Origin of the sequence: Streptomyces populi, from assembly GCF_002911015.1 — a bacterium.
Taxonomy (GTDB): Bacteria; Actinomycetota; Actinomycetes; order Streptomycetales; family Streptomycetaceae; genus Streptomyces; species Streptomyces populi.
The window spans coordinates 1-20,151 of the sequence record NZ_KZ626923.1 but is presented as its reverse complement, the minus strand read 5'-3'; the positions used below and the strand labels follow the sequence as shown (position 1 = coordinate 20,151).

The 20,151-nt window shown below is 68.3% G+C and carries 19 protein-coding genes and 3 pseudogenes; 12 read left to right on the top strand and 10 right to left on the bottom strand.

What is annotated here, in order from left to right; genetic code table 11:
- Positions 1–4 precede the first annotated feature (4 nt).
- Complete coding sequence (locus CW362_RS31270; protein ID WP_103552968.1) at positions 5–484, top strand: HIT family protein; 480 nt, start codon at positions 5–7, stop codon at positions 482–484.
- A gap of 65 nt (positions 485–549) precedes the next feature.
- On the opposite strand, the gene CW362_RS43515 is transcribed toward CW362_RS31270, so the two are convergent.
- Both CW362_RS43515 and CW362_RS31265 read right to left on the bottom strand, forming a co-directional pair.
- Positions 550–1,194: a hypothetical protein gene (locus CW362_RS43515; protein WP_162684287.1), complete on the bottom strand. Its 645-nt coding sequence runs from the start codon at positions 1,192–1,194 to the stop codon at positions 550–552.
- Positions 1,184–1,363 (bottom strand): ATP-binding protein, encoded by a 180-nt coding sequence (locus tag CW362_RS31265; protein ID WP_206301103.1) that lies wholly within the window; start codon positions 1,361–1,363, stop codon positions 1,184–1,186. The genes CW362_RS43515 and CW362_RS31265 overlap by 11 nt, the downstream gene beginning before the upstream one ends.
- 130 nt (positions 1,364–1,493) lie before the next feature.
- On the opposite strand from CW362_RS31265, the gene CW362_RS31260 reads away from it, so the two are divergent.
- Both CW362_RS31260 and CW362_RS31255 read left to right on the top strand, forming a co-directional pair.
- A complete protein-coding gene (locus tag CW362_RS31260) occupies positions 1,494–1,808 on the top strand; it encodes a hypothetical protein (protein ID WP_206301102.1) in 315 nt (104 codons plus the stop codon).
- A 316-nt stretch (positions 1,809–2,124) separates the two neighbouring features.
- On the top strand, positions 2,125–3,237 hold the full coding sequence (locus tag CW362_RS31255; RefSeq protein WP_206301101.1) for a site-specific integrase: 1,113 nt from the start codon (positions 2,125–2,127) through the stop codon (positions 3,235–3,237).
- A 7-nt stretch (positions 3,238–3,244) separates the two neighbouring features.
- Here CW362_RS31255 and CW362_RS31250 read toward each other — a convergent pair whose 3' ends face one another.
- The 4 genes and pseudogenes from CW362_RS31250 to CW362_RS31230 form a co-directional block, all read right to left on the bottom strand.
- The gene (locus CW362_RS31250) at positions 3,245–3,640 is read right to left on the bottom strand and encodes a hypothetical protein (RefSeq protein ID WP_240658129.1); all 396 of its coding nucleotides are present in this window, start codon (positions 3,638–3,640) and stop codon (positions 3,245–3,247) included.
- A 139-nt stretch (positions 3,641–3,779) separates the two neighbouring features.
- A pseudogene (locus tag CW362_RS31240) lies at positions 3,780–4,736 on the bottom strand (IS3 family transposase); the annotation flags it as partial.
- 174 nt (positions 4,737–4,910) lie between these two features.
- Positions 4,911–5,168, bottom strand: a pseudogene (locus CW362_RS44890) (transposase); the annotation flags it as partial.
- A 121-nt stretch (positions 5,169–5,289) separates the two neighbouring features.
- Positions 5,290–7,599 (bottom strand): helix-turn-helix domain-containing protein, encoded by a 2,310-nt coding sequence (locus tag CW362_RS31230; protein WP_107502024.1) that lies wholly within the window; start codon positions 7,597–7,599, stop codon positions 5,290–5,292.
- 329 nt (positions 7,600–7,928) lie between these two features.
- Between CW362_RS31230 and CW362_RS31225 the strand changes: the two genes are divergently transcribed.
- Together CW362_RS31225 and CW362_RS31220 are read left to right on the top strand one after the other, a co-directional pair.
- The gene (locus tag CW362_RS31225) at positions 7,929–8,594 is read left to right on the top strand and encodes a DUF4232 domain-containing protein (RefSeq protein WP_103552965.1); all 666 of its coding nucleotides are present in this window, start codon (positions 7,929–7,931) and stop codon (positions 8,592–8,594) included.
- Positions 8,595–9,203: 609 nt separating this feature from the next.
- The gene (locus tag CW362_RS31220; protein ID WP_103552964.1) at positions 9,204–9,617 is read left to right on the top strand and encodes a hypothetical protein; all 414 of its coding nucleotides are present in this window, start codon (positions 9,204–9,206) and stop codon (positions 9,615–9,617) included.
- Between the two features lie 161 nt (positions 9,618–9,778).
- Here the strand turns inward: CW362_RS31220 and CW362_RS31215 are convergent, their stop codons facing one another.
- Positions 9,779–10,099 carry a hypothetical protein gene (locus CW362_RS31215; protein ID WP_240658128.1) on the bottom strand — a complete coding sequence of 107 codons (321 nt, stop codon included), beginning with the start codon at positions 10,097–10,099 and terminating at the stop codon, positions 9,779–9,781.
- A 113-nt stretch (positions 10,100–10,212) separates the two neighbouring features.
- On the opposite strand from CW362_RS31215, the gene CW362_RS43510 reads away from it, so the two are divergent.
- From CW362_RS43510 to CW362_RS31190, 4 genes and pseudogenes are all read left to right on the top strand, one after another.
- Entirely contained in the window at positions 10,213–10,368 is a 156-nt protein-coding gene (locus tag CW362_RS43510; protein ID WP_162684286.1) for a hypothetical protein, read from the top strand.
- 217 nt (positions 10,369–10,585) lie between these two features.
- Positions 10,586–12,193, top strand: a complete 1,608-nt coding sequence (locus CW362_RS31210) for a phospholipase D family protein (RefSeq protein ID WP_103552963.1) — start codon at positions 10,586–10,588, stop codon at positions 12,191–12,193.
- 1,085 nt (positions 12,194–13,278) lie between these two features.
- Positions 13,279–13,638: a hypothetical protein gene (locus CW362_RS31195; protein ID WP_103552961.1), complete on the top strand. Its 360-nt coding sequence runs from the start codon at positions 13,279–13,281 to the stop codon at positions 13,636–13,638.
- A 70-nt stretch (positions 13,639–13,708) separates the two neighbouring features.
- Positions 13,709–14,830, top strand: a pseudogene (locus tag CW362_RS31190) (IS701 family transposase); the annotation flags it as partial.
- Positions 14,831–14,976: 146 nt separating this feature from the next.
- Here the strand turns inward: CW362_RS31190 and CW362_RS31185 are convergent.
- Positions 14,977–16,182, bottom strand: coding sequence for an alkane 1-monooxygenase (locus CW362_RS31185; RefSeq protein WP_103552959.1), 1,206 nt, complete (start codon positions 16,180–16,182; stop codon positions 14,977–14,979).
- A 168-nt stretch (positions 16,183–16,350) separates the two neighbouring features.
- Between CW362_RS31185 and CW362_RS31180 the strand changes: the two genes are divergently transcribed.
- Positions 16,351–17,019, top strand: coding sequence for a TetR/AcrR family transcriptional regulator (locus CW362_RS31180; RefSeq protein WP_103552958.1), 669 nt, complete (start codon positions 16,351–16,353; stop codon positions 17,017–17,019).
- Positions 17,020–17,568: 549 nt separating this feature from the next.
- On the opposite strand, the gene CW362_RS31170 is transcribed toward CW362_RS31180, so the two are convergent.
- Positions 17,569–17,922, bottom strand: coding sequence for a PRC-barrel domain-containing protein (locus CW362_RS31170; RefSeq protein ID WP_103552956.1), 354 nt, complete (start codon positions 17,920–17,922; stop codon positions 17,569–17,571).
- A gap of 336 nt (positions 17,923–18,258) precedes the next feature.
- Complete coding sequence (locus tag CW362_RS31165) at positions 18,259–18,429, bottom strand: DUF5670 family protein (RefSeq protein WP_037622123.1); 171 nt, start codon at positions 18,427–18,429, stop codon at positions 18,259–18,261.
- 177 nt (positions 18,430–18,606) lie between these two features.
- Between CW362_RS31165 and CW362_RS31160 the strand changes: the two genes are divergently transcribed.
- Positions 18,607–18,783 (top strand): CsbD family protein, encoded by a 177-nt coding sequence (locus tag CW362_RS31160; protein ID WP_103552955.1) that lies wholly within the window; start codon positions 18,607–18,609, stop codon positions 18,781–18,783.
- A gap of 173 nt (positions 18,784–18,956) precedes the next feature.
- Positions 18,957–19,718, top strand: a complete 762-nt coding sequence (locus CW362_RS31155) for a ZIP family metal transporter (protein WP_103552985.1) — start codon at positions 18,957–18,959, stop codon at positions 19,716–19,718.
- Positions 19,719–20,151 lie beyond the last annotated feature (433 nt).

The following is a 20,151-nucleotide window of genomic DNA, read 5'->3' as shown; positions in this document are numbered from 1 at the left end:
GGCCATGACTGGTGACTGGCGGATGGATCGGATCGGGGCTGCTCTGCGAGGTGAGAACCCGACCGTGCTGCGGCGGCTTGAGGCGGGGTTCGCGGTGATCGGCGACGTTCAGTTCTTGCCGGGCTACTCGGTTCTCCTCGTGGACGAACCAGGTGTTCAGCGGCTGTCTGATCTGCCGAGGGCGAGGCGGCTGTCGTTCCTGTCAGACATGGACCGGCTCGGAGAAGCCGTTGAGCGCGTCTGCCGACGCCTGGACCCCGGCTTCCGCCGGGTCAACCTGGAGATTCTGGGGAACACCGACCCGTTCTTGCATGCTCACGTCTGGCCACGGTTCGAGTGGGAGCCGGCCGAGCTGGTGGGCAAGCCTGTGTGGCTGTATCCGGGTGACCGGTGGAGTGACGAGGGGTTCAGGCTGGGTCCGCAGCATGACGTGCTGCGGGACGGGATCGGGAGTGAACTGGATCGATTGCGTTCGATGGGCTGACGACGTGAGCCCGCCGACCGTCAGGTCGGCGGGCTCGGTGATCAGTGACGGCCAATGGACGACGATCACTGAGTCCTCCGCAGTGGACTGATGTCGGGGCCAGCGGTGGGGACGGAAGGGCGGGCGGCTTCGGGTGTCGCGAGAAGCGCGACGATGGTGACCGACTGGTGACAGTGGGGACAGTTGCGGGTCGCGGTCGGTTCCAACGGGTCACGTTCCGCGGCCACTTGCTGACGTGCGAGGGGTCGGCTGGGAGTTTGGGACGGTGGAGGCGGCTCAGGCCACGAGGGCAGAGAAGTGGTCTCACCGAGACGACGCGCGCGGTCTTCGTCTCTTGCTTGGTCGCGGCGGCGCTCGGCGTCTTTGCGGCAGGCTGGGGAACAGTAGATCTGGCGGGTGGTTTTCAGGGTCTCGAACGGGCCGTTGCAGACCAGGCAGACGCGCTGGTCCCGGATGTCATCGCTGGTGCGGGCAGCGCCGCAGCACTGTTCCGAGCAGTAGGTCCGGCGGCGGGCGACCGTCGTGGTGAATTCGTTCTCGCAGACCGGACAGGTCCGCCGGGCCGGTTTGCTGTTGGCCGCTTTGCAGGTGGGTGAGCAGAAGACCTGTCGGCTGAAACCGTAGGCGACCGTGAAGACGGTCTCGCAGACCGGGCAGCGACGTGCCATCTCGGGTTCGACCTCGGTGCTGTCGGGGGTGTCAGGAGACACGGGCATTCACCCCGGCCCGGATGGTTTCGGCCTGGCTCTGGTGACCGCGGAGCCGGTAGGAGGGCCCGTCGATACCGGCGACTGCGGCCCGGTGCAGGGGCCGGTCGAGCATCGCGGCGGCGACCGTGGCGTCACCGAAAGCGGTGGCCCAGTCATCTGGGGCTGGCACTTGTTCCCTCACACGAGTTGCCGCTGCCACCTGGCCGTTTCCTCCCTATGCGGTCCTCGTTGGTTCTCGCGGCAGAGGCCGAGATTTCAAGGTGCTGCCTTGAGGGTTCAGGTGCGAGGAAGGTGTGCTGGTGGCCGAGGCGAGGCTGCAGGTCATCGCGGGGGGTGGCGTCCCGCTGGGACCGCTGGTCACGGACCCGTGGCAGTTCCAGACGGCGTGTGTGGACGCGTTCGTCGCCTCGTGGCGGGCCCGCGGGTTCAGCCCGGTGACAATCGACAACGACATCGGCCTGCTGGAGCGGACGCTCACCGCTCTTGGCCGGCCGGCGTGGGAGGTGACGCCCGATAGTGGAGCAGGCTGCAAAGACGGCATGCCCGTCCTGCGGCAAGGATCGCGTGCTCCAAGTGGACACTGGCCGCTGCATCACCTGATCGCGCGTCTGTGAACAGTGCGGCCATCCGGTTCGTGCGGCCCATGACCGGCTATGCGGGGCCTGCCGCCGCAAGGCCGAGCGGCTCGCCGCCCGGCAGCCCTGCCCTCGGTGCGGGAAACCAGGCCATCTGCGCGAGGGGACCGGCTTTTGCGGGCGATGTTCCCACCCTGGCTCACCGAAGCAGCCACCCCGGACCTGCCGCAAATGTGGGCAGCTCCGGTGGCATGCCGGCCTGGGGCTGTGCTCGGCCTGCTGGCAAAAGCACCCCGGCCGCCCCTTCATCCGCGGCGAACACCTCCGCGACCAGCTCGCCAACCCGCCCGCATGGTTGGAGGACTTCGTCGCGCATGTCGCGGCCCGCTTCTGCGTGTCCCGAGCCTGCGGCCTCGTCACCGACCTCGGCCGCCTTCTGCAGGACGAGCACTCCAACTCTCCCCAAGCTCTGCTGGAGCGCTCCCGCCGCCCGGGACGGTCGATGGGCCCATTCGCCCGCGCCCTCGAGGACTTCTTCACCCAGCGCGGCCTGGCAATGCCCACCGACCAGGCCGAACGACTCGCCGCGGGGCGACGCATCGACGCCGTCCCGGAACCCCTCCGGCCGGCCGTCGCCGCCTTCGACGCTTCCTGCATACGGGCCCAGGACCGGGCCCGCCGGGTCGGCACCCGACCCCGCAGCCATCACACCCTGGAAACCGCCCTGGGTATCCTCCGGGACCTGGCCCGCTTCCTCACCGAACACCGGAGCAAGGACGACTGGGCTCTCACCGACGTGCACGACATCGAGGCCTTCCTGGTCACCTTGCCCAAGGCCCGCCAACGTCGACTGGTCGTCCTGCGGCAGTTCTTCCGCTTCGCCCGCTCGCAGCACATCATCCTCGTGGACCCGACCCGCGGACTGACCACGAAGGAGCCAGGCGGCTTCCGCGGCCGTACTCTCACCCTCGACCAGCAGCGCGAACTCTTCCGCCGGTGGACCGGCGATGACCACGCCCACCCGCACGAAGCCCTGATCGGCATGCTCGCTCTGCTGCACGGCGCCTCCAGCGCGCTGCAGATCACCGACATCGACCCGCTCGCCCAGTCGGTCAGACTAGGCAAACGCCCGCACCCCGTCCTGCTGGACCCCGCTTCCTGGACGGTGCTGCAGCGATGTCTCACCCACCGGGCGGCCTGGCCGACGGACAACCCCCATGTCATGGTTACCAAAGGAACGAAAGCTGGCCGTCAGCCAGCGTCAACTGCCCATCTATCTCATGTACTTGACGACTGCGGATACCTACCCTGGATGATCCGCAGCACCCGCCTGGTCGACCTCGTGAACACGATGGACCCCAAGCTCGTCGCCGCTGCCTTCGGCATGGACCCCGAGGCCACCCTCATCTACCTATGCGACCACATCGACGAGACACTCATGTCTCAGTGGTATGACTCCCGATCGTGATGACCAGTCAGAGTTCGTAGGGATAGAGAGCGATCTTTTCGCGCTCGATAAAGAGCTCAACCCATGTGCCGACGATTCCATCGGGCAACGGATCGGTCAGATCCAGCAGGATATTCGCGTCGTCCAAGTGCAGCACGGCGACGCCGTCTTCCTCGAGATTCAGCCGTCCCCGCAGGACAACACAGTGCCCGCCGGGGCGAACCTCAGGCCCGGTCCCGGTTGCCGGCTTGGCATTCCGCCCCCAGGTGATGTCTTCGTCGACAGTCCACTCCACGTGGTACTCGCCAGGCCCAGCAGCGGGATCCCCGCACCAGCGGACCGCCGTGCGGCCGAATGCTGTCTTGACCTGGGCCAGCACCGGGCTCCACGGGAACTTCGCGATCTTCTCTACCTCGACCAACACCGTTCGATCATGCAGCATCCGCCTCGAGAGTGGAACCTGTGCTGTTCAGGCACCACCTGGCACAGGTTCGCCGGAACATGTGCGCTTTCCCGAAGGGCAGGTTCGAAGTGAGGTGTCCCCCGGAGTGTGGACACGGGGTTCATGCTGCGAGGGTGAGTTTATGCTCTGCCCGGTGCTGTTGTTCGAACTCGACGGGTGAGAGGTGGCCGAGGCTGCTGTGGCGTCTGCGGGCGTTGTAGTACGTGAGCCACTGGAAGATCTCCAGCCTGGCCTGCCGCACCGTCGTGAACACCCCCTGGACCGCTTCTCTCTTGAGACCCTGCCAGAAGCTCTCTGCCAGGGCGTTGTCATAGCTCGACCCGACACGGCCCGTGCTCCTGCGGATCCCGAAATAGTCGCTGACCTGGGCGAACGCTGCCGAGGTGTACTGCGATCCCCTGTCCGCATGGAAGATCACTCCGGCGACGTGGCCACCACGGGTCGCCACTGCCATCGTGAGCGCGTCGACAACCAGCTCGGTCCGCATGTGCGTGGCCATCGACCAGCCGAGCACCCGGCGCGAGCAGATGTCCAGGACGCAGGCCAGGTAGAGCCACGCGCCGCCGACCTGCACGTATGTGATGTCGCCGCACCACTTCTCGTCCAAGCCGGCGGCGGTGAAGTCGCGTCGGACCAGGTCCGGGGCGGGCGGTGTGAGTCGGTCGGGGACCGTGGTGCGCTTGCGTCGGCGCAGGTGTCGGCCCTCGATCCCCTCGCGGCGCATCAGGCGTTCGACCCGTTTGCGGTTGATTGTGTGTCCGAAGCCCCGCAGTTCGGCGTGGACCCGGCGTACTCCGTAGGTGCCGCGGTGAGCGGCGTGGATCTCGCGGATCTCCGCAACCAGCGCGTCGTCGTCCGCCCGGCGCCCGGCGCGGGCGGCCGCACCGGCCAGCCACCGGTAGTAGCCCGAGCGCGAAACCCCGAGGACCCGGCATATCCGCTGTACGCCGAAGTCGGCGCGGTGGACGGAGATGAAGTCCCAGCGGCCGGTCATGCCTTCATCTCCCGGGCGAAATGCTGGGCCGCCCGCCGCAGGATCTCCCGCTCCAACTGCCACTAGGGCGTGTTTCGAAAGTAGCGTCGTCCGCCCGGAGGGCGGGGCTCGCGGCGTCTGGTGCGGTGCATCGCAAGGCGGAGGGTCGCCCGCGTACTGGGTGTACTCGGGTGATCCCGACAACGCGGCGAGGTGCCGTGCCAGGCGTCGCGAGCCAGACGGGACTTTCGAAACACGCCCTAGGCCTCGGCCTTACGCAGCCGGCCCAGCTCGGCCCGCAGCCTCGCCAACTCCTCGTCCCGGTCCTCGGCAGCCTCACCGCCGCGGTCCCGGCCCGCCTGCTCATCAGCCCTGACGCACCCAGGACCGCAACGTCTCGCCGGTCACCCCGACATCCGCCGCGACCGCCGCATACGTGCGCCGACCACCAGCGGCGCGAAACAGCGCCACCGCGTCATTCCTGAACTCCTCCGGATACGGAGACCTACGTCCCACAGGACACCCTTCCTCGGACCATCAAGATCCATTGTCAGAGTGTCCACACCCCAGGGGTCGCCTCAACCCGCGATGCCTTGAGTTCCGGGCACATGGTGGGCGGTGTGCGACTGCTGTTGCGTCAGGCGGTGGCGACACCGATGTCGTCGAGTGCGGCGAGCGCCTCGACGGCCTCCATCTGGAGGGGGCTCCTCAGCGCGGCGAGGGCGTCGCGGGCGGTGCGCAGCGTTGTGCGGGCCTCGGGGTGTCCTGTCGCGGCGAGGACCTGGCCTAGGTGCAGGCGGGTCCGCTCGGCCCACGCCGGCACCTGGCTGGCCTCCAGGGCGGTGAGGGCCTGTCGCAGCGGAGCTTCGGCTTCGGACCAGCGTTCCAGGGCGGCGAGGTCGTTGCCGATGTGTAGCCGTGTAACGGCGAGGTACAGCGTGATCACCCCGTCCGTCCGACCGGGGACACCCGCGCGACAGATCCGTTCGCTGCGGTGGTGCAGGTCCAGCGCCTCGGCCGCCCGGCCGGTCTGGCGCAGCAGGGTGCCCAGGGTGTTGAGGATCGTCAGCTCGGCCAGTCGGCCCTGCGGCGAGTTTTCGGTGGCGAGGCGGTGGGCGCCCTCGCGTAGACGCTTCTCGGCCTCCTTCACGCGGCCCTGCCGCTGGAGTGCGCCTGCGCCGTAGCCGAGTGCCCAGCCTTCCTGGAGTCCGTCCCCGCTGTCGCGGGCTGCGGCGAGCGCGGCGTCGGCACTTGTCAGGGCAGCCTGGGTGTCGTGGGTACAGGAGTTGTGGGCCCAGGCGAGGTAGTTGAGGTGGACCGCCTCTTTCTGCCTGCTACCCAGCAGGCGGGCGGAGTCGGCGGAGAGCTGGAAGACCTCCACCCACTGCTCCCAGTGCTGGTTGAGATCGGAGAACCAGTGCATCGCCTGCGCCGTGTCCAGGACCTCCCGATGCCGGCCGGTGCCGTGCGCCCGGCGTAGAGCGGCGAGCCACTGGGTTTGCTCGGCCTCGAGCCAGGCCCGTGCCTCGTCCCGACTGGTGGGCGCGGTATCCGGGTCAGGGTCGCCCGGGGACAGGGCGTGTTCATGCTCTACGTCGAAGTGCAGCGCGGCGGCGGTGGCCCGGCGCAGCATCCAGTCCGCGGTCCGGTCGAGGGCGGCGTCGCGGACCTCGGGGCTGTCCTCTGCCGCCACCTGCTCGGATGCGTAGAGCCTGAGCAGGTCGTGGAAGCGGTACCGCTCGGTTGCGACATCGCTCTGCAGCAGCCCGGCGTCGGTCAGTTCCTCGGCGCGGGCGAGTGCCTCGTCGTGGGACAGGCCGGCCAGACGTGCGGCGGTCTCGGGGCTGAAGTCCGCTCCGGCGGCCAGCGCGGCGCGACGCAGCAGGACCTGGGAGTCCTGCTGCAGTTGGCGGTAGGAGAGCGCGAAGGCGGCCCGTACTCGCAGGTTTCCAGCTTGGAGGCCGTCCAGGCGTCTGCCCTCCGTGGCGAGGCGGGCCACGAGCTTGCCGAGGCGTTCGTGCGGGCGGCTCAGCAGGCGCTGGCCGGCGATCCGGACGGCCAGCGGTAGGTACCCGCACAGGTCGGCGAGGTCACGTGCGGCCTGTGCCTCCGCGCGCACCCGGTCCGGGCCGATGATGCGGGTCAGTAGTTCCACCGCCTCCTCGCGCCGCAGCAGAGCGAGATCGGTGCGGTGGACGGATTCCAGACCGGCCAGGGCGTGGCGGCTGGTGACGATGGTCAAGGACCGACCGGTGCTGGGCAGCAGGGGGCCGACCTGAAACTCGTCGGCGGCATTGTCGAGGAGCAGCAGCAGGCGTCGCTCACCGGCCAGGGAACGCCATAGGCCGACACGGTCGTCGGTAGCGACCGGGACGGCTGCGTCGGCGACCCCGAGTGCACCGAGCAGCCGGGCAAGCGCGTCCCGTGGGGGCGTCGGCTCGGGATCCATGCCGTGCAGGTCCAAGGCGAACTGCCCGTCCGGGAAGCGCGGGGCGAGGTGGTGCGCGGCGTGCACCGCGAATGCGGTCTTGCCGAGCCCCGGCTGCCCGGCGACCACGGTGACCGCCGGCAGCCCCGGACCGGCGTCCTGCGCCATCTTCAGCAGCCGGGCGAGCGCCGGGCCGCGGGCGGTGAAGTCCCGGATGTCGCGCGGCAGGGCCAAAGACCCCGGGCCGACCGGTGCGGGGGCCGTCCGGGGGCGCGGACGGCCCAGAGCGGCCGACCTCTCCAGGCTCGCCGCCTCGTCGTCGTCCAGTTCCAGCGCCTCGGCCAGCGCCTGCACCGTACGGCGCTGCGGTCCCCGAGTACGGCCGCGTTCCATGTCGGCCAGCGCTCTGACGCTCACTCCGGACGCATGCGACAGCGCCTCCTGGCTCAGCCCGTGACGGACTCGCAGGTTGCGCAACTGCTGTCCGAAGTCCCCCGTGGAAGGCGTGCCGTCACGCACCGTCGATGTCCCCGATTCGTTCGGCCCGTCCGGTTGAGAGCCCCCGGCAGAAGTATGGGCGACGGTATTTGTGCCGGGCGAACTGCCTGGGCGACGGAGCCCCGAAATGGTCGACTGAAGTCCGACGCGGAGCGCCCCTCCCAGGCTCGGGAGGGGCTCAGACCGCCCGTCACCCCACACGGCGGCGGGTCGGCCCGGCCGCGTCGTCCGCCCCGAGCCGGAACCGATACGCGCTCGGCAAGGGCAACCGATCACCTCGAAAACAAAACGCAAGACGAGATCGGCCGACGGCACCGCGCCGCGGCCCGCACCGCTTACGGGGAATCTTCATGAACACTCTGCGTCACCACACCACGCTGCTCGCCGCCGCGGGCACGGTTCTCGCCCTGTCTCTCACCGCCTGCCAGAGCGACGGGGACGACACGTCGTCGTCCGCGCCGACCGCGTCGGCCACCGCGTCGACGGCCGGCAAGAGCACCGGCACGACCGGCTCGAAGGGCTTGGCCGGCTCGAAGGGGTCGTCCAGCGCCTCCGCAGGCTCGGCCGGTGCGACCGGCGAGCAGGTGAGCGCCTCCACTCCGGTCTGTACCGCGAAGGACGTCCGTGTCACCGCCGCCAGGCAGGACGGACCGCCCTACACCCACATCGTCCTCACGGCGAAGAACACCACCCGGCGCTCCTGCCAGCTCACGGGCTTCCCGCACATCCAGTTCCTGGAGAACCACAAGCAGGACGTCCCGGTCGTCTCCAGGAGCAAGCCGGCCACACCGGTCGTCCTCGCTGCGGGAGCCCCGGCCTACGCCCTGGTGAAGCTGTCGGACGGCGGGGTCGACGAGGACAACGAACCCGTGTCCGCGTTCTCCGTCACGCTGGACGGCAACTCCACGGTCATCGCTGTCACCGCGCCCGGTAGCGACGGCATCGCCGTCGACCCGGCCAAGGCCCTCACCGGCTACTGGACGCCTGAACTCCGCAATGGCGCGGACGACTTCTGAGCCCAGCCGAAGCGAACGGCGCCCCGGGCAGTCCACAGGGGCCACGGACGCACCGGTGTCAGAGCCATGGCTCAAGGCCATGTTGGTGTGCCTGCGACCGCTTGCCGTCCGGGCAGGAACTGGCTGACCGCCGCCGGCATCGCTCCGAAGACAGAGGAGAAAGATGCCTCAGCACGATCCCTCGCCCCTGGCCGCGCACGGCCGGATGGCCCCGGGAGTGGCGCGGGACGTAGTTCTGCCGGTGGAACTTCCTGGTCGACTGCCCCGGCCGCAGGGTTGTCTTCTGCCATCCCCCGCAGGGTTCGCACAGTGCGCTCTGCGGCAGGCGCAAAGGAGGCTACGCGGCAGCGATTCGAGTTACGGAAAGAGCACCGTGACGAACGCGCCGGCAGACGCAGATGATCTGCGAGGCACTGCTCTTCCCACAGGTCCACGAGGAACGCGAACGCTACGAGGAGCGGGGGTGGAAGCCCCCACATGCCGCCAGCCGTCCAGCGACTTCACACCGACAAGCTCGGTAGCGGAATAACAGCGGCGGGCCGGAGAGTCTGCTGTCAGCACTGCGGCCCTGCCCGAGCGGGTCGGTCGCACGTCAGAAGGAAGAGAGTCATGCTGATCCGTAAGTTCAAGGCAGCCGTGATCGCGGCCGTCGCGCTCACGAGTGTCGCGATGATGGCCACGCCGGCTGAGGCGAGCAACTGCTCCCGCGGAGGCGGCGTCTACATCTGCGAGTACGGCGTGACCAGCTACAAGCTACCCAACGATACGAAGCAGGAATTCGTCGTCGGCACCGACCGTGCGGTGTGGACCCGCTGGACCGACTCCGACGGGGACTGGTCAGGATGGATGTCCATGGGCGGAAAGGCGTGGAGCACGGTGCACGCCTACGACTACGACACCAGCGATCCCTGGACCTTCAGGGTGTTCTATTACGACCAGACCGCGGAATACTGGGGCCGCAACCGTGACCACAACGGCAACTGGTCTCCATGGACCCACTACGACCTCCCGCTCAACGGCTGATCACCGCGCGCCCGGCCGTACGGCCCCATCGCCCCGGCCGACGCTCCCTCAGCCCGTTCGACGGCCCCCGCGAGCCGAAGCGCTCGCGGGGGCCGTCGTCGCGCTCCAGCCGGCGTTCCGTGCCGTCACACATTGCCGCCAGGGCGTGCATTGAAAGCGGATCAGGTCATGGTGGCGAGTTCGACGAGGTGTCGGGCTGTGTCGGCAGGATCGATGATCTGATGGAGGTGTGTGCCGGGCAGGTGTGCCACGCGCCAGCCGCGTTCGCGCGCCTCGACGGCAAGGCCGTCGTACGGAGGACCGAACAGCAAGCAGGAACAGGGATGATCGTCCCATCGGTCAGGGACCGGGATGTGCTGTTCGTAGGAGGACAACGGCAGGGTCGGCTGCTCCTCGATGACTGTCTGCCGCGTCATCGGATCGGAGAACACGGGGGCGACGTCTGCCTCGTCCCAGCACGGCAGCCTGCCGTTCACGGTCATCGGGCGGAGGAAGGCGAGCAAATCGGTTAAGGCGACAGGGGTGGGCCCGTTTCGGGCTGGCAGCGCGGCCGCAGCGCAGACTGTGGCACGGGTGCAGCCTGTTGCTGAGGTGGATGGAGCAGATCGGCTCTCGATACACGTCGCGCAGAGCCTGGAACGCTGCCTCCTTCTTCGTCGCCCAGATGACGGCCGAAACGCCGAAGCAAATGGCACGCCACGCCGACGGCTTCAACACCCACATGCGCGCCCTCTGCGAGAGGGAGACCTGAGGGGTGTAGCAAACCGCGGCAGCAGCCCCTGCGCGATTCAGCCGGATGTGGCGGACAGGACGACGTCCACGAGCCGGTCCGCCGCATCCGGCCTCGACTCCGGCAATGGAGGCCTCCGCAGGACTGTTCGGAGCAGGAGTCGCGTGGGTCGCGCGCTCAGGGGGTAACGGATCTACCAGAAGTTCTGGGAAGGGCCGTCGGCTGGAAGGACTGCCACGTGGAACGCGCCGACTGGCTGCTCACCCCCACTCAGCGGGGGAATCCCGCGTCGCGGGTGGACCGCCGTCATGCCGACGGTGCGGCGTGGTCCACGGGCAACGATGTCCGCCCCCTGGTACACGGAGCGGTGTACTTTGCCGAGCTGCTCGCGGCCGTGCGGGCGCAGCGGGCCGGCGACGTATTGATGTTCACGGACTGGCGGGGTGACCCTGACGAACTGCTGGACGGTTCGAAGAGCGCTATCGGCGACGTGTTGTGCGACGCCGCACGCCGCGGTGTCGTCGTCAAGGGGCTGGTGTGGCGCTCGCACCTGGATCGGTTCCAGTTCAGCGAACAGGAGAACTACCACCTGGGGGAGGAGATCGAGGCGGCGGGAGGGGAGTGCCTGCTCGACATGCGGGTGCGGCCGGGTGGCTCGCACCATCAAAAGTTCGTGGTGCTGCGCCACCCGGGTCGGCCCGAGCGGGACGTCGCCTTCGTCGGCGGGATCGATCTGTGCCACAGCCGTCGGGACGACGCCGCTCATCAAGGTGACCCGCAGGCGCAACGCATCGCCGATGCCTACGGTTCCCGTCCGCCCTGGCACGACGTCCAGCTGGCGGTGCGCGGGCCCGCCGTCGGTGACGTCGAGGCCACATTCCGTGAGCGGTGGACGGACCCGGCTCCGCTCAGTCGCAGCCCGCGCGGCCGGCTGCGGGCGGCACTCCGGGGAGAGGACACACGGGCGGATCCGCTCCCGGCACAGCAACCCGACCCGGGCCCCCACGGTTCCCACACGGTTCAGATCCTGCGTACCTACCCGAACCGCCTCCTCAGGGGCTATCCGTTCGCTCCCGACGGTGAACGCAGCATCGCCCGCGCCTACATGAAGTCCCTGCGGCGGGCGCGCCGACTGATCTACCTGGAGGACCAGTACTTGTGGTCGGAGAGTGCTCTCCAGCCGTTCGCCCAGGCTCTCGCAGATCATCCGGGTCTGCGGATGGTCGCCGTCCTGCCGCCCCTGCCGGACCAGGAAGGGCGGATCAGCACACCGATGAATCTGCTGGGCCGGATCCGCGCCCTGGAAGTCCTGCGACGAGCCGGCGGTGACCGGGTGGCCGTATACAGCCTGGAGAATCACGCCGGGACGCCCGTGTACGTCCATGCCAAGGTCTGTGTCATCGACGACGTCTGGGCCTCGGTCGGTTCCGACAACGTCAACCGGCGCTCCTGGACCCACGATTCGGAACTCAGCTGCGCTGTCCTCGACGAGACCCGTGACCCCCGTGAACCGACGGACCCCGGCGGCCTGGGTGACGGTGCCCGCGTCTTCGCGCGCGAGCTGCGGTTGTCGTTGAATCTCGAACACCTGGACCGCGACGGGGACGGGGAGGCGGCCGCACTCTGCGACCCGGGCCGCGCCTTTGCGGCCTACGCCGACTCAGCCGCCGCTCTGGACGCCTGGCACGACGGCGGTCGTCACGGTCCGCGACCGCCGGGACGGCTGCGCACCTATCACCCGCCGCATCTGTCCCGCATCACGCGGGCCCTGGCCGACCCGCTCTACCGGGTCGTCGCCGATCCCGACGGCCGCCCGCGCTCCCTGCGTCGGCAGGGCGCCTACTGACGGTGTCCCGAACGGGTGAGGTGGTCCCGATGCCGCGAGGGTGAGTCTACGTTTTTGCTGGTACTGCCGTTCGGACTCGGCAGGTGAAGGGCAATTGAGGGCGCTGGGGCGCCTGCGGGCGTTGCAGTACGCGAGCCAGCGGAAGATCGCCAGCCTCGCCTGCCACATCGTCGAGAACGGCCTTTGGTACGTCGTCTCCCGCTTGAGCCGGGCAAGGGCGTGGACGTCCGCACGCGTCTTGGAGGGAACCTGGGTGGTCAGCCCGACTTTCGCCATCTACACCAGCGGTCCGGCCAACGCATCGATCGCCACGGCAGCCAGATGCGGCTCCGGCCTGTAGATTGCGGTCACGCCTGCATCCGGTGCCGCTCGCATGGACGAAAACACCTTCTGGCAGCTCATCAACGACTGCATACCGTCCATGCCCGACCTCGACGCCGAGCAGTTGGCCGCAACAATGGCGGACTGTCTGACCGCAGGGCCGCTGGCGACGGTGATCGGGTTTGCCGAACGGTTGTCGTGGGCGCTCTACAGGCTGGATCGCAAGGAGTACGGGCACGACCTGTCGAGCGAAAGCCTCCTCTGGACGCGGGCAGCCGTCGTAGCCGCCGACGTGAAACCCACGAAGCAGTGCTCCGCGGTCCGCAGCTTTTCGCCTCCTGGGCCGCGGACCTCATCTGGGCAGAGAACCCGCCCTACGCGCCAGACGAGGGATACAGACGCATCACTGGTGAGGCGTGGAGTCGCAGCACCCGCTGCTCCTACTCGAACACCGCCGGATGGGCCAACGCATAGTCCCGATCTCGGCGACGTCAGAATGCCGCCGGATGTCCTGGGCCGTACCGAAGCAGCAGCACGAAAGTTCTGGCACGCGCGCCCGACGTGAACGCGGTGCTGCTCACAGGGCTGGTCTGCATGCGCTGTGGATGCGTGCCGCTGACTTGTACGGCGGCGCCGACAGCTTTGGCCGGCCAAGCGTCATTGCAGCTACCCCCGGGCCGTCGCCAGTAGGACAGTGAAACGCCCTGTATGCCGGCTGCCCTCCTCGCTCAACGATTCCGGGGCTGGTAAATATAATCTTCGCCATGTCGAAGCCTGACGAGCTGCTCGTGGATGTTGCTGCCTTGGTGGAATCCGGACCGAGCAATCAGATGTCCCTGACCGTGGTCACCGGTGGTGCTGTCATCACCGGTCGGCTTGCTCCCGAAGCGGTGTGGAGGCAGCGGGTGTCGGACGTGCTGACGGATTCTGCCCGCTTGGGCGAGTTCTCCACCGTCTTTGACGCCCCTGCGAAGAAAGACGGACCGCCGACGCATCTGCACTTCCATGTCGCCCGCATCCTGCAGGGCACGGTCGGCATCCCGGAGACGGGCGGGATGTACCGGGTTGCGATTGCCGACGTCAGCGCCTGGACCGTGGGCGACTTCAGCTATTTCGACCACTGAGCAGCCAGGCTGTGGCACCTGCGACCAGCAGGAGAGCCGACGTTGGCGGCTCGGGAAATGAACTGCGGTCGCTTCGGTGCCGCGGAAGGATCAGCGGCGGTGGGGCGAGTGTTATCTGCGGGGTCTGATGCTGGATGGTCGGCGCAAGTCGATCCAGCCGATGGCCGAGCGGTTGCCGGACGGGAACATGCAGGCCTTGCAGCAGTTCGTGAACCAGTCGCCGTGGGAATGGGAGCCGGTTCGCCGGCGGATCGCCGAGCGGTTGTGCGGGGTGATCACTCCCGAGGTGTGGGTGGTCGACGACGTGTCGTTCCCCAAGTGCGGGACCGCGTCGGTGGGAGTGGCCCGCCAGTACTGCGGGGCGCTGGGCGAGCGGGCGAACTGCCAGGTCGTGGTCAGCGTGCACGCGGCCACCGACACCGCATCGTGCCCGTTGGAGTGGGAACTGTTCCTGCCCGAGGAATGGGCGTCGGATCACCAGCGGCGCCGACGGGCCGGGGTGCCCGACGAGGTCGGCCACGTGTCCAAGACGCGCCTGGCACTGGGCCTGCTGGCCGCACACGATCTGGCCGTGCCGGTGATCGTGGCCGATGCCGGTTACGGCCGCAGCGTCTGGTTCCGGACCGCTCTGGAGGAACGCGGCTGGTCCTACGTGATGGCGGTGGATCCCATGGAGGTCGCCCGGCTCGCTGATGCGAAGCCGCATCAGCCCGCCTACAGCGGGCCGGGGCCACCCACCCTGCCCCGCTACCGCGAGGCTCCCCGGTCCTTGCGCACCTTCATCACGGCCGACACCTCCTTCGAGGAGGTCACCTGGCGGCAGGGCGGCAAGGGGACGATGACCTCGCGTTTCGCCGTGCTCGAGGTGCGGCCGTCGGGCAAGGAAGCCACCCGCACCGCCCAGGAACCGGCCGGCGGACGCGGCAGTTGGGACGGTGTGCTGCCGCTGCGGACCCTGCTCGTCGAACAGCCCCGGGACGCCGGTGAACCGACCGGCTACTGGATGAGCGATCTGCCTGCCGACACGGCGGTCGCCGACCTGGTGCGGTGGGCGAAGATGCGCCGGCGGATCGAACACGACTACCGCGAACTCAAACACGGTCTGGGCCTGGACCACTTCGAGGGCCGCACCTGGCGCGGCCGGCACCACCACGTCACCCTCGTCACACGCAGAACCAGACCCAGAACCTAACGAAGCACTACTAGATGTCGGCCTGGCGCGTGGTCACACACCCGCCCGAGAGCTACGCATACGTCATCCCGACGCCGCCTTTCCGCCTACGGGACTCAGTCCCGTAGGCGGAGAACTCGGTGCAACTCTGTGCGAGCGATCCAGGATCAGCGCGTTGACGATCGCTGGTTCGTCGCGGCCCGGTGTTCACGCACCGGGCCGCTCGCGTTCCTGCGACTCGCCATGAGCCACGCCCCCGGCTTCCTGGTGTTGGCCAGGCTCACGTCGCCGTCGTAGTGGGCCAGCAGTCGCCGGTCCATGACGCGGCGCCACAGGGGTGGGACCCAGGCAAGGACGATCATCGCCGCGTAGCCGGCGGGAAGCTGCGGGGCCTCGTCGAAGTGGCGCAGGGTCTGGTAGCGGCGCAGAGGGTTGGCGTGATGGTCGGAATGCCGCTGGAGTTGGAAGAGGAAGAGGTTGCTGACCGTGTTGTTGCTGTTCCAGCTGTGCCGGGGGGCGACTCGCTCGTAGCGGCCGTCCGGGCGTCGTCGGCGCAGCAGGCCGTAGTGCTCGAGGTAGTTGACCGATTCCAGCAGGCCGATACCGAGCGCCGCCTGTAGGAGCAGATAGGGCAGCACCACGAGGCCGAACGCCGTACTGAGGGCTGCGAAAACAGCCACGGACAGTGCCCAGGCGGACAGGACGTCATTGTGCCTGCTCCACGTACGCCGGCCCCGGCGCTGGAGGCGGCGCCGCTCCAGCGACCATGCGGAGCCCAGGCTGCCGACGACTGTCCGGGGCAGGAAGGCCCAGAAGCTCTCGCCCATCCGGGAGCTGGCGGGGTCTTCCGGTGTCGCGACGCGCACGTGGTGGCCGTGGTTGTGTTCGACGTAGAAGTGCCCGTAGCCGCTTTGGGCCAGTGCCAGGCGGCTGAGCCGGCGCTCCACCTGCTCACGCTTGTGACCGAGTTCGTGGGCTGTGTTGATGGCCACGCCCGCCACCACACCGGTGGTGGCGGCCAGCCCGATCGAGCCGACGATGCCGAGGCTGCCGCCGGACCACTGCGTACACGCCCAGACCAGGGAAGCGAACTGCAGCGGCAGATACAGATAGGTGCACCAGCGGTAGTAGCGGTCCTGTTCCAGGCGCTCCACGACGGCCTCGGGTGGGTTCTTCCCGTCCGCACCGGTGATCAGATCGAACAACGGCACCAGCACGAAGGCGAAGAACGGCCCCCACCACCAGAACGCCGTCACTCCGGTGAGGTGCACCAGGGCTCCTGCCTGCCAGGGCAGGGTCGGAACGGCGAGTGCCAAAGGCCACCACAGACGTTTGGGATCCCGCCAGGCGATGCCGTCGGCAACGTGGCTCATCGGCCCACTCCTTCATCCTGAAATCCGCGTGCTTCCGCCTCTTCCGCCCAGGTGGGGGCGGAAGCACGCGGTGGGGCCCTCAGACTGACAGCCGGCCAAACGGCTGACAAAGCCAGCGCAGTGTAAATATTCTGACTACCTGTCAGTGGCGTTGGAGGGGTGGAGCGGATGCAGCAGACAGTCGGCTCTTGGCGGCAAGCTCTGCCGACCGAAAGACAGCTGGCACAGGCCGCACAACCGCCGGACCCCCCGCGTGTCGCCTGGCGCAAGCAGATGCGCCGACGTGTGCTCGATGAGGCGTGGACCCTTGCCGCGGAGAACGGATGGGACCGGGTGCGGGTGGCCGACCTCGCCCAACGCGCCGAGGTCTCCCGCCCGTCCATCTACGCCGAATTCGGTGACCGCGCTGGAATAGGACAAGCCCTGGTACACCGGGAATCCGACCGGTTCCTCACCGGCCTGGCTGATGTACTGGAGCGCCATCGCACCCACGTGGGCCTCGCCCTCCAGGCAGGCGTCGGCCATGCCCTGGCCGAGGCCGAACGCAACCCCTTCATCGAAGCCGTGCTCAGCGCCGCCCGAGGCGGCACCGACGCCCTCCTGCCCTTCCTCACCAGTCGTCCCGAACCGATCCTCACCGCCGCTCGGACCTTGGTCTGCGGATGGCTGGGTGACGTCCTGCCGCGAGTGCAGGAGGGCCGGCGTGCCGAGGCCGCCGACCTCCTGGTGCGCCTCAGCATCAGCCACATGCTGCTGCCGCTCCCCGAGCCCGGCGCTGCGCCAGCCCGTGTGGCACGGGCAGCCTGCGCTGTGCTGGGAATCAAGCTGCAGGCGTAGGTTCCAGGCAATTGCATCAGGCGGCTCTGAGCTCTGACCAGCTGTCCCTCTGCCTTTTGCGCGGACAGCCGGGGTTCCGGTCATGACGAGCCATGCCCTCGTTCAGTCCGCCTCCAGGTCGTGCTGTCCGATCCGCCCCGGTCGGGGGCTGTTCACGGCGGGCGGCATGGGATTGCTGTCCCACCGTTCGATGCGGGGGCGTTGCCGGCGACCTGTAGCTGCAGGAGGGCCGGGCCGGCCGCATATGTGCAGGCGTTGGTGACCAGTTCACTCACGATCAGCTTAACGATCTCCACCGCCGGGTCCGCCACCGGAATGCTGAGCGCGTCGCGGACCGTGAAGAGGAAGGGCACGGCGAGGTGGCGGACCTGTGCGATACGGGAGCCGTTCCACGTCCACGGACAAGAAGTGCCTTCAGCGGGGCTGGGCCGTACGGTGGGCCCCATCGCGTTTGGCCTTGAGGACGTGCGGCCTGTCAGAGCGCGGGCTGTCGCACGCGACGCGGGCCCGCAAAGTTCCTGCGGGCCCGCTTCTGGCTGCTGCTGGGGGTCAGATGCGGCGGTGGCTCTGGTAGTAGCCGCTGACCTGCTCGTGGTAGCCGGCATCGCCGGTGTGCTTGTCCTTGTCGAACTCGGGGGAGTCCTTGATCTGGTCCTTGGTGAGGTCGATGTAGATCTTGCGGTCGTCCTGATCGACCCTGGTCACCGTGCCGGCGGGGAGCAGGACGTGCTTGCCGAAGATCCACACGCCGGTGTCGACGACGAGGTAGGCGGAGTCGACGTCGTCCGAGTGCTTGTCGACCTTGCCGATGCTGCCGTCGGTCGCCTCGACCTTGTACCCGGTCAGATCGGTGCCCGCGATGTGGCCGGCGGTCGGCTGGTAGCCCCAGATGCTGTCACTCATAGAGGTATCTCCCTCATCGGAATTCATCGCCCCGCAGTTGAACCGAGGCCTTTCGCACGTCATCGGATTCGGTGACGTTCCCTCAGGAAGCCGTGTGCCCGGTCTTTTGGCCTGCACACATTCGCGTTGTGGAATGGGCGGGCGGCCGGAGGGGCCGTGCTGGAGGCCATGGTTCCTGGCATAACGGCCGGCCTCCGACCGCAGCGCTCACGTTCCCCGATATGGCCGGTCCATGTAATTCACTGCTTTCGTCTTCCTTGTGACGGGTGCGCGAAACGCGGGGGGCCCGGCGCCACAGCGCCGGGCCCCCCGCGTTAATGCTCTGGTCAGGCGTGCTTACCAGCGGTACCAGCGGCCGCGCCTGCCACCGCTGCCCGCGGGCCGGATCACGAACCCGAGGGCCCACACGACGAGCACGATGACGGCGATCCACCACAGGGCCTTGAGTGCGAAACCGGCGCCGAAGAGGATCAGGGCGAGCAGAAGAACGAGAAGAATGGGAACCATAGTTATCAACCTCCGATGGCTCGTGTGCCCGGCCGACCTGTCTTCATTCCTGCGATCTTATGTATTGCTTGCGGGACTGAGGCTGTGAAATGTCGTGCTGCGACTTCGGGTTTGGAGACGAAACGCGGGGTGAGACGAAGGAGCATATTGACGTCGAACGGGACAGGGTGAGCGATTGTGGCTGCACACGAGAAGGCTCAGGCCAAGGGCGAGCAGGTCGAGGGCAAGGTCAAGAAGGTTGTCGGCGGCGCGGTCGGGAACGAGTCGCTGAAGGCGAAGGGGCAGGCCAAGGAGTCCAAGGGGGATCTCCGCCAGGCCAAGGAGAAGGCCAAGGACACCGTCAAGCCCGAGTAGACACCGCTGCTTGTTGAGCCCGGCCCCACCACGGGTGCCGGGCTCAGTGCTGTCCTGCCACCACACGCAGTCCTCCAGCAGCCGGCTGAGGCCGCAGCTGTGCCCGCACCGTGAGTTGCGCACGGACACACGGTGGTGAGCTGATCCACTTCGCAGCGGGTAGACGCGTGGACATGACTGATGTGGTGGAGGCTGGACTGTGGGGGTTGGTGGCGGGCTCGGCGCTGCTGCTGGGGGCCGCTCTGGGGTACGGGATACGGGTGCCGCAGAGGGCCGTCGCGAGCGTGATGGCCTTCGGGGCCGGAGTGCTGATCTCAGCGGTCTCCTTCGAACTGGTCGGGGAGGCCTACGACCAGGCAGGGCTCGGGCCGACAGCGACCGGTACCCTCATCGGCGCCCTGGCCTACACCGCGGGCAATGTATGGCTGGCCCGCCGGGGCGCGCGCCATCGCAAGCGCTCCGGTCATCAGCCGGGGGAGTCGCAGCCCTCAGAGGCCGAGCAGGGCGGCTCAGGGACGGCGCTGGCCCTCGGCGCGCTGCTGGATGGGGTGCCGGAGTCCGCCGTCATCGGTGTGAGCCTGCTCGATGGCGGAGCGGTCAGCCTGGTGACCGTGGCCGCTGTGTTCATCAGCAACGTCCCCGAGGGACTGTCCAGCTCGGCCGGCATGAAGAAAGCCGGCCGCACCCGAGGGTACGTCTTTGGCGTCTGGGCGGCGATCGCCGCGGCCAGCACGGTGTCCGCCGTCCTCGGCTACACGGTGGTCGGCTCCTTCTCACCCGCGGTGATCGCGGCGGTGACCGCGGTGGCGGCCGGGGCGATCCTCGCCATGCTCGCCGACACGATGATCCCTGAGGCCTTCGAGGACGCCCACCTGGCCATCGGGCTGATCACCGTCAGCGGCTTCCTCGTTTCCTTCGCCCTTTCCCACACCTGACCCCTCCGAGTCGTCCCGCCGCTGCGATACGAGGAGCCAGGCAATGCCGACGAGGAATCGTCGCAGGGGCGAATCGCCTCAGCATGAGGCGCAGGAGCTTTGGTGGCGGGCTCTACGACCGTGCAGTGCATGCTGGCCGCTGCCGCAGACGGGTCATGCCCCCTGGGCCGATGCCGGCGAGATTGTGGGAGAGGGCTGAGGACGGTTGCGCGAGGCGGCAGTGCTTCCCTGATCCACCGGTGGATCAGGGAAGCACAGCGCCCATTGACGGACCAAAGATACTGAGATTTCTTACAGTGAGCGTTTTCAGTGTGGTCACTGAGCGTTTTCAGCATGGCCACTGATCGGGTGACGGAGTGGGGTACGCAACGGACAGGGCTCCCGTGCCGTTGAGGGAGGTGTTCGACGTCTCAACTCAGCAGCACAGGAGCCC

Excerpts from the sequence above, each read along its gene's own strand:
- CW362_RS31215 (WP_240658128.1), bottom strand. The coding sequence starts at position 10,099 with ATGACCGTGAACGGCAGGCTGCCGTGCTGGGACGAGGCAGACGTCGCC.
- CW362_RS31165 (WP_037622123.1), bottom strand. The coding sequence starts at position 18,429 with ATGGTTCCCATTCTTCTCGTTCTTCTGCTCGCCCTGATCCTCTTCGGC.
- CW362_RS31180 (WP_103552958.1), top strand. The coding sequence starts at position 16,351 with ATGCAGCAGACAGTCGGCTCTTGGCGGCAAGCTCTGCCGACCGAAAGA.
- CW362_RS31185 (WP_103552959.1), bottom strand. The coding sequence starts at position 16,182 with ATGAGCCACGTTGCCGACGGCATCGCCTGGCGGGATCCCAAACGTCTG.
- CW362_RS31220 (WP_103552964.1), top strand. The coding sequence starts at position 9,204 with ATGCTGATCCGTAAGTTCAAGGCAGCCGTGATCGCGGCCGTCGCGCTC.
- CW362_RS43510 (WP_162684286.1), top strand. The coding sequence starts at position 10,213 with ATGGAGCAGATCGGCTCTCGATACACGTCGCGCAGAGCCTGGAACGCT.
- CW362_RS31155 (WP_103552985.1), top strand. The coding sequence starts at position 18,957 with ATGACTGATGTGGTGGAGGCTGGACTGTGGGGGTTGGTGGCGGGCTCG.
- CW362_RS31270 (WP_103552968.1), top strand. The coding sequence starts at position 5 with ATGACTGGTGACTGGCGGATGGATCGGATCGGGGCTGCTCTGCGAGGT.
- CW362_RS31225 (WP_103552965.1), top strand. The coding sequence starts at position 7,929 with ATGAACACTCTGCGTCACCACACCACGCTGCTCGCCGCCGCGGGCACG.
- CW362_RS31170 (WP_103552956.1), bottom strand. The coding sequence starts at position 17,922 with ATGAGTGACAGCATCTGGGGCTACCAGCCGACCGCCGGCCACATCGCG.
- CW362_RS31195 (WP_103552961.1), top strand. The coding sequence starts at position 13,279 with ATGTCGAAGCCTGACGAGCTGCTCGTGGATGTTGCTGCCTTGGTGGAA.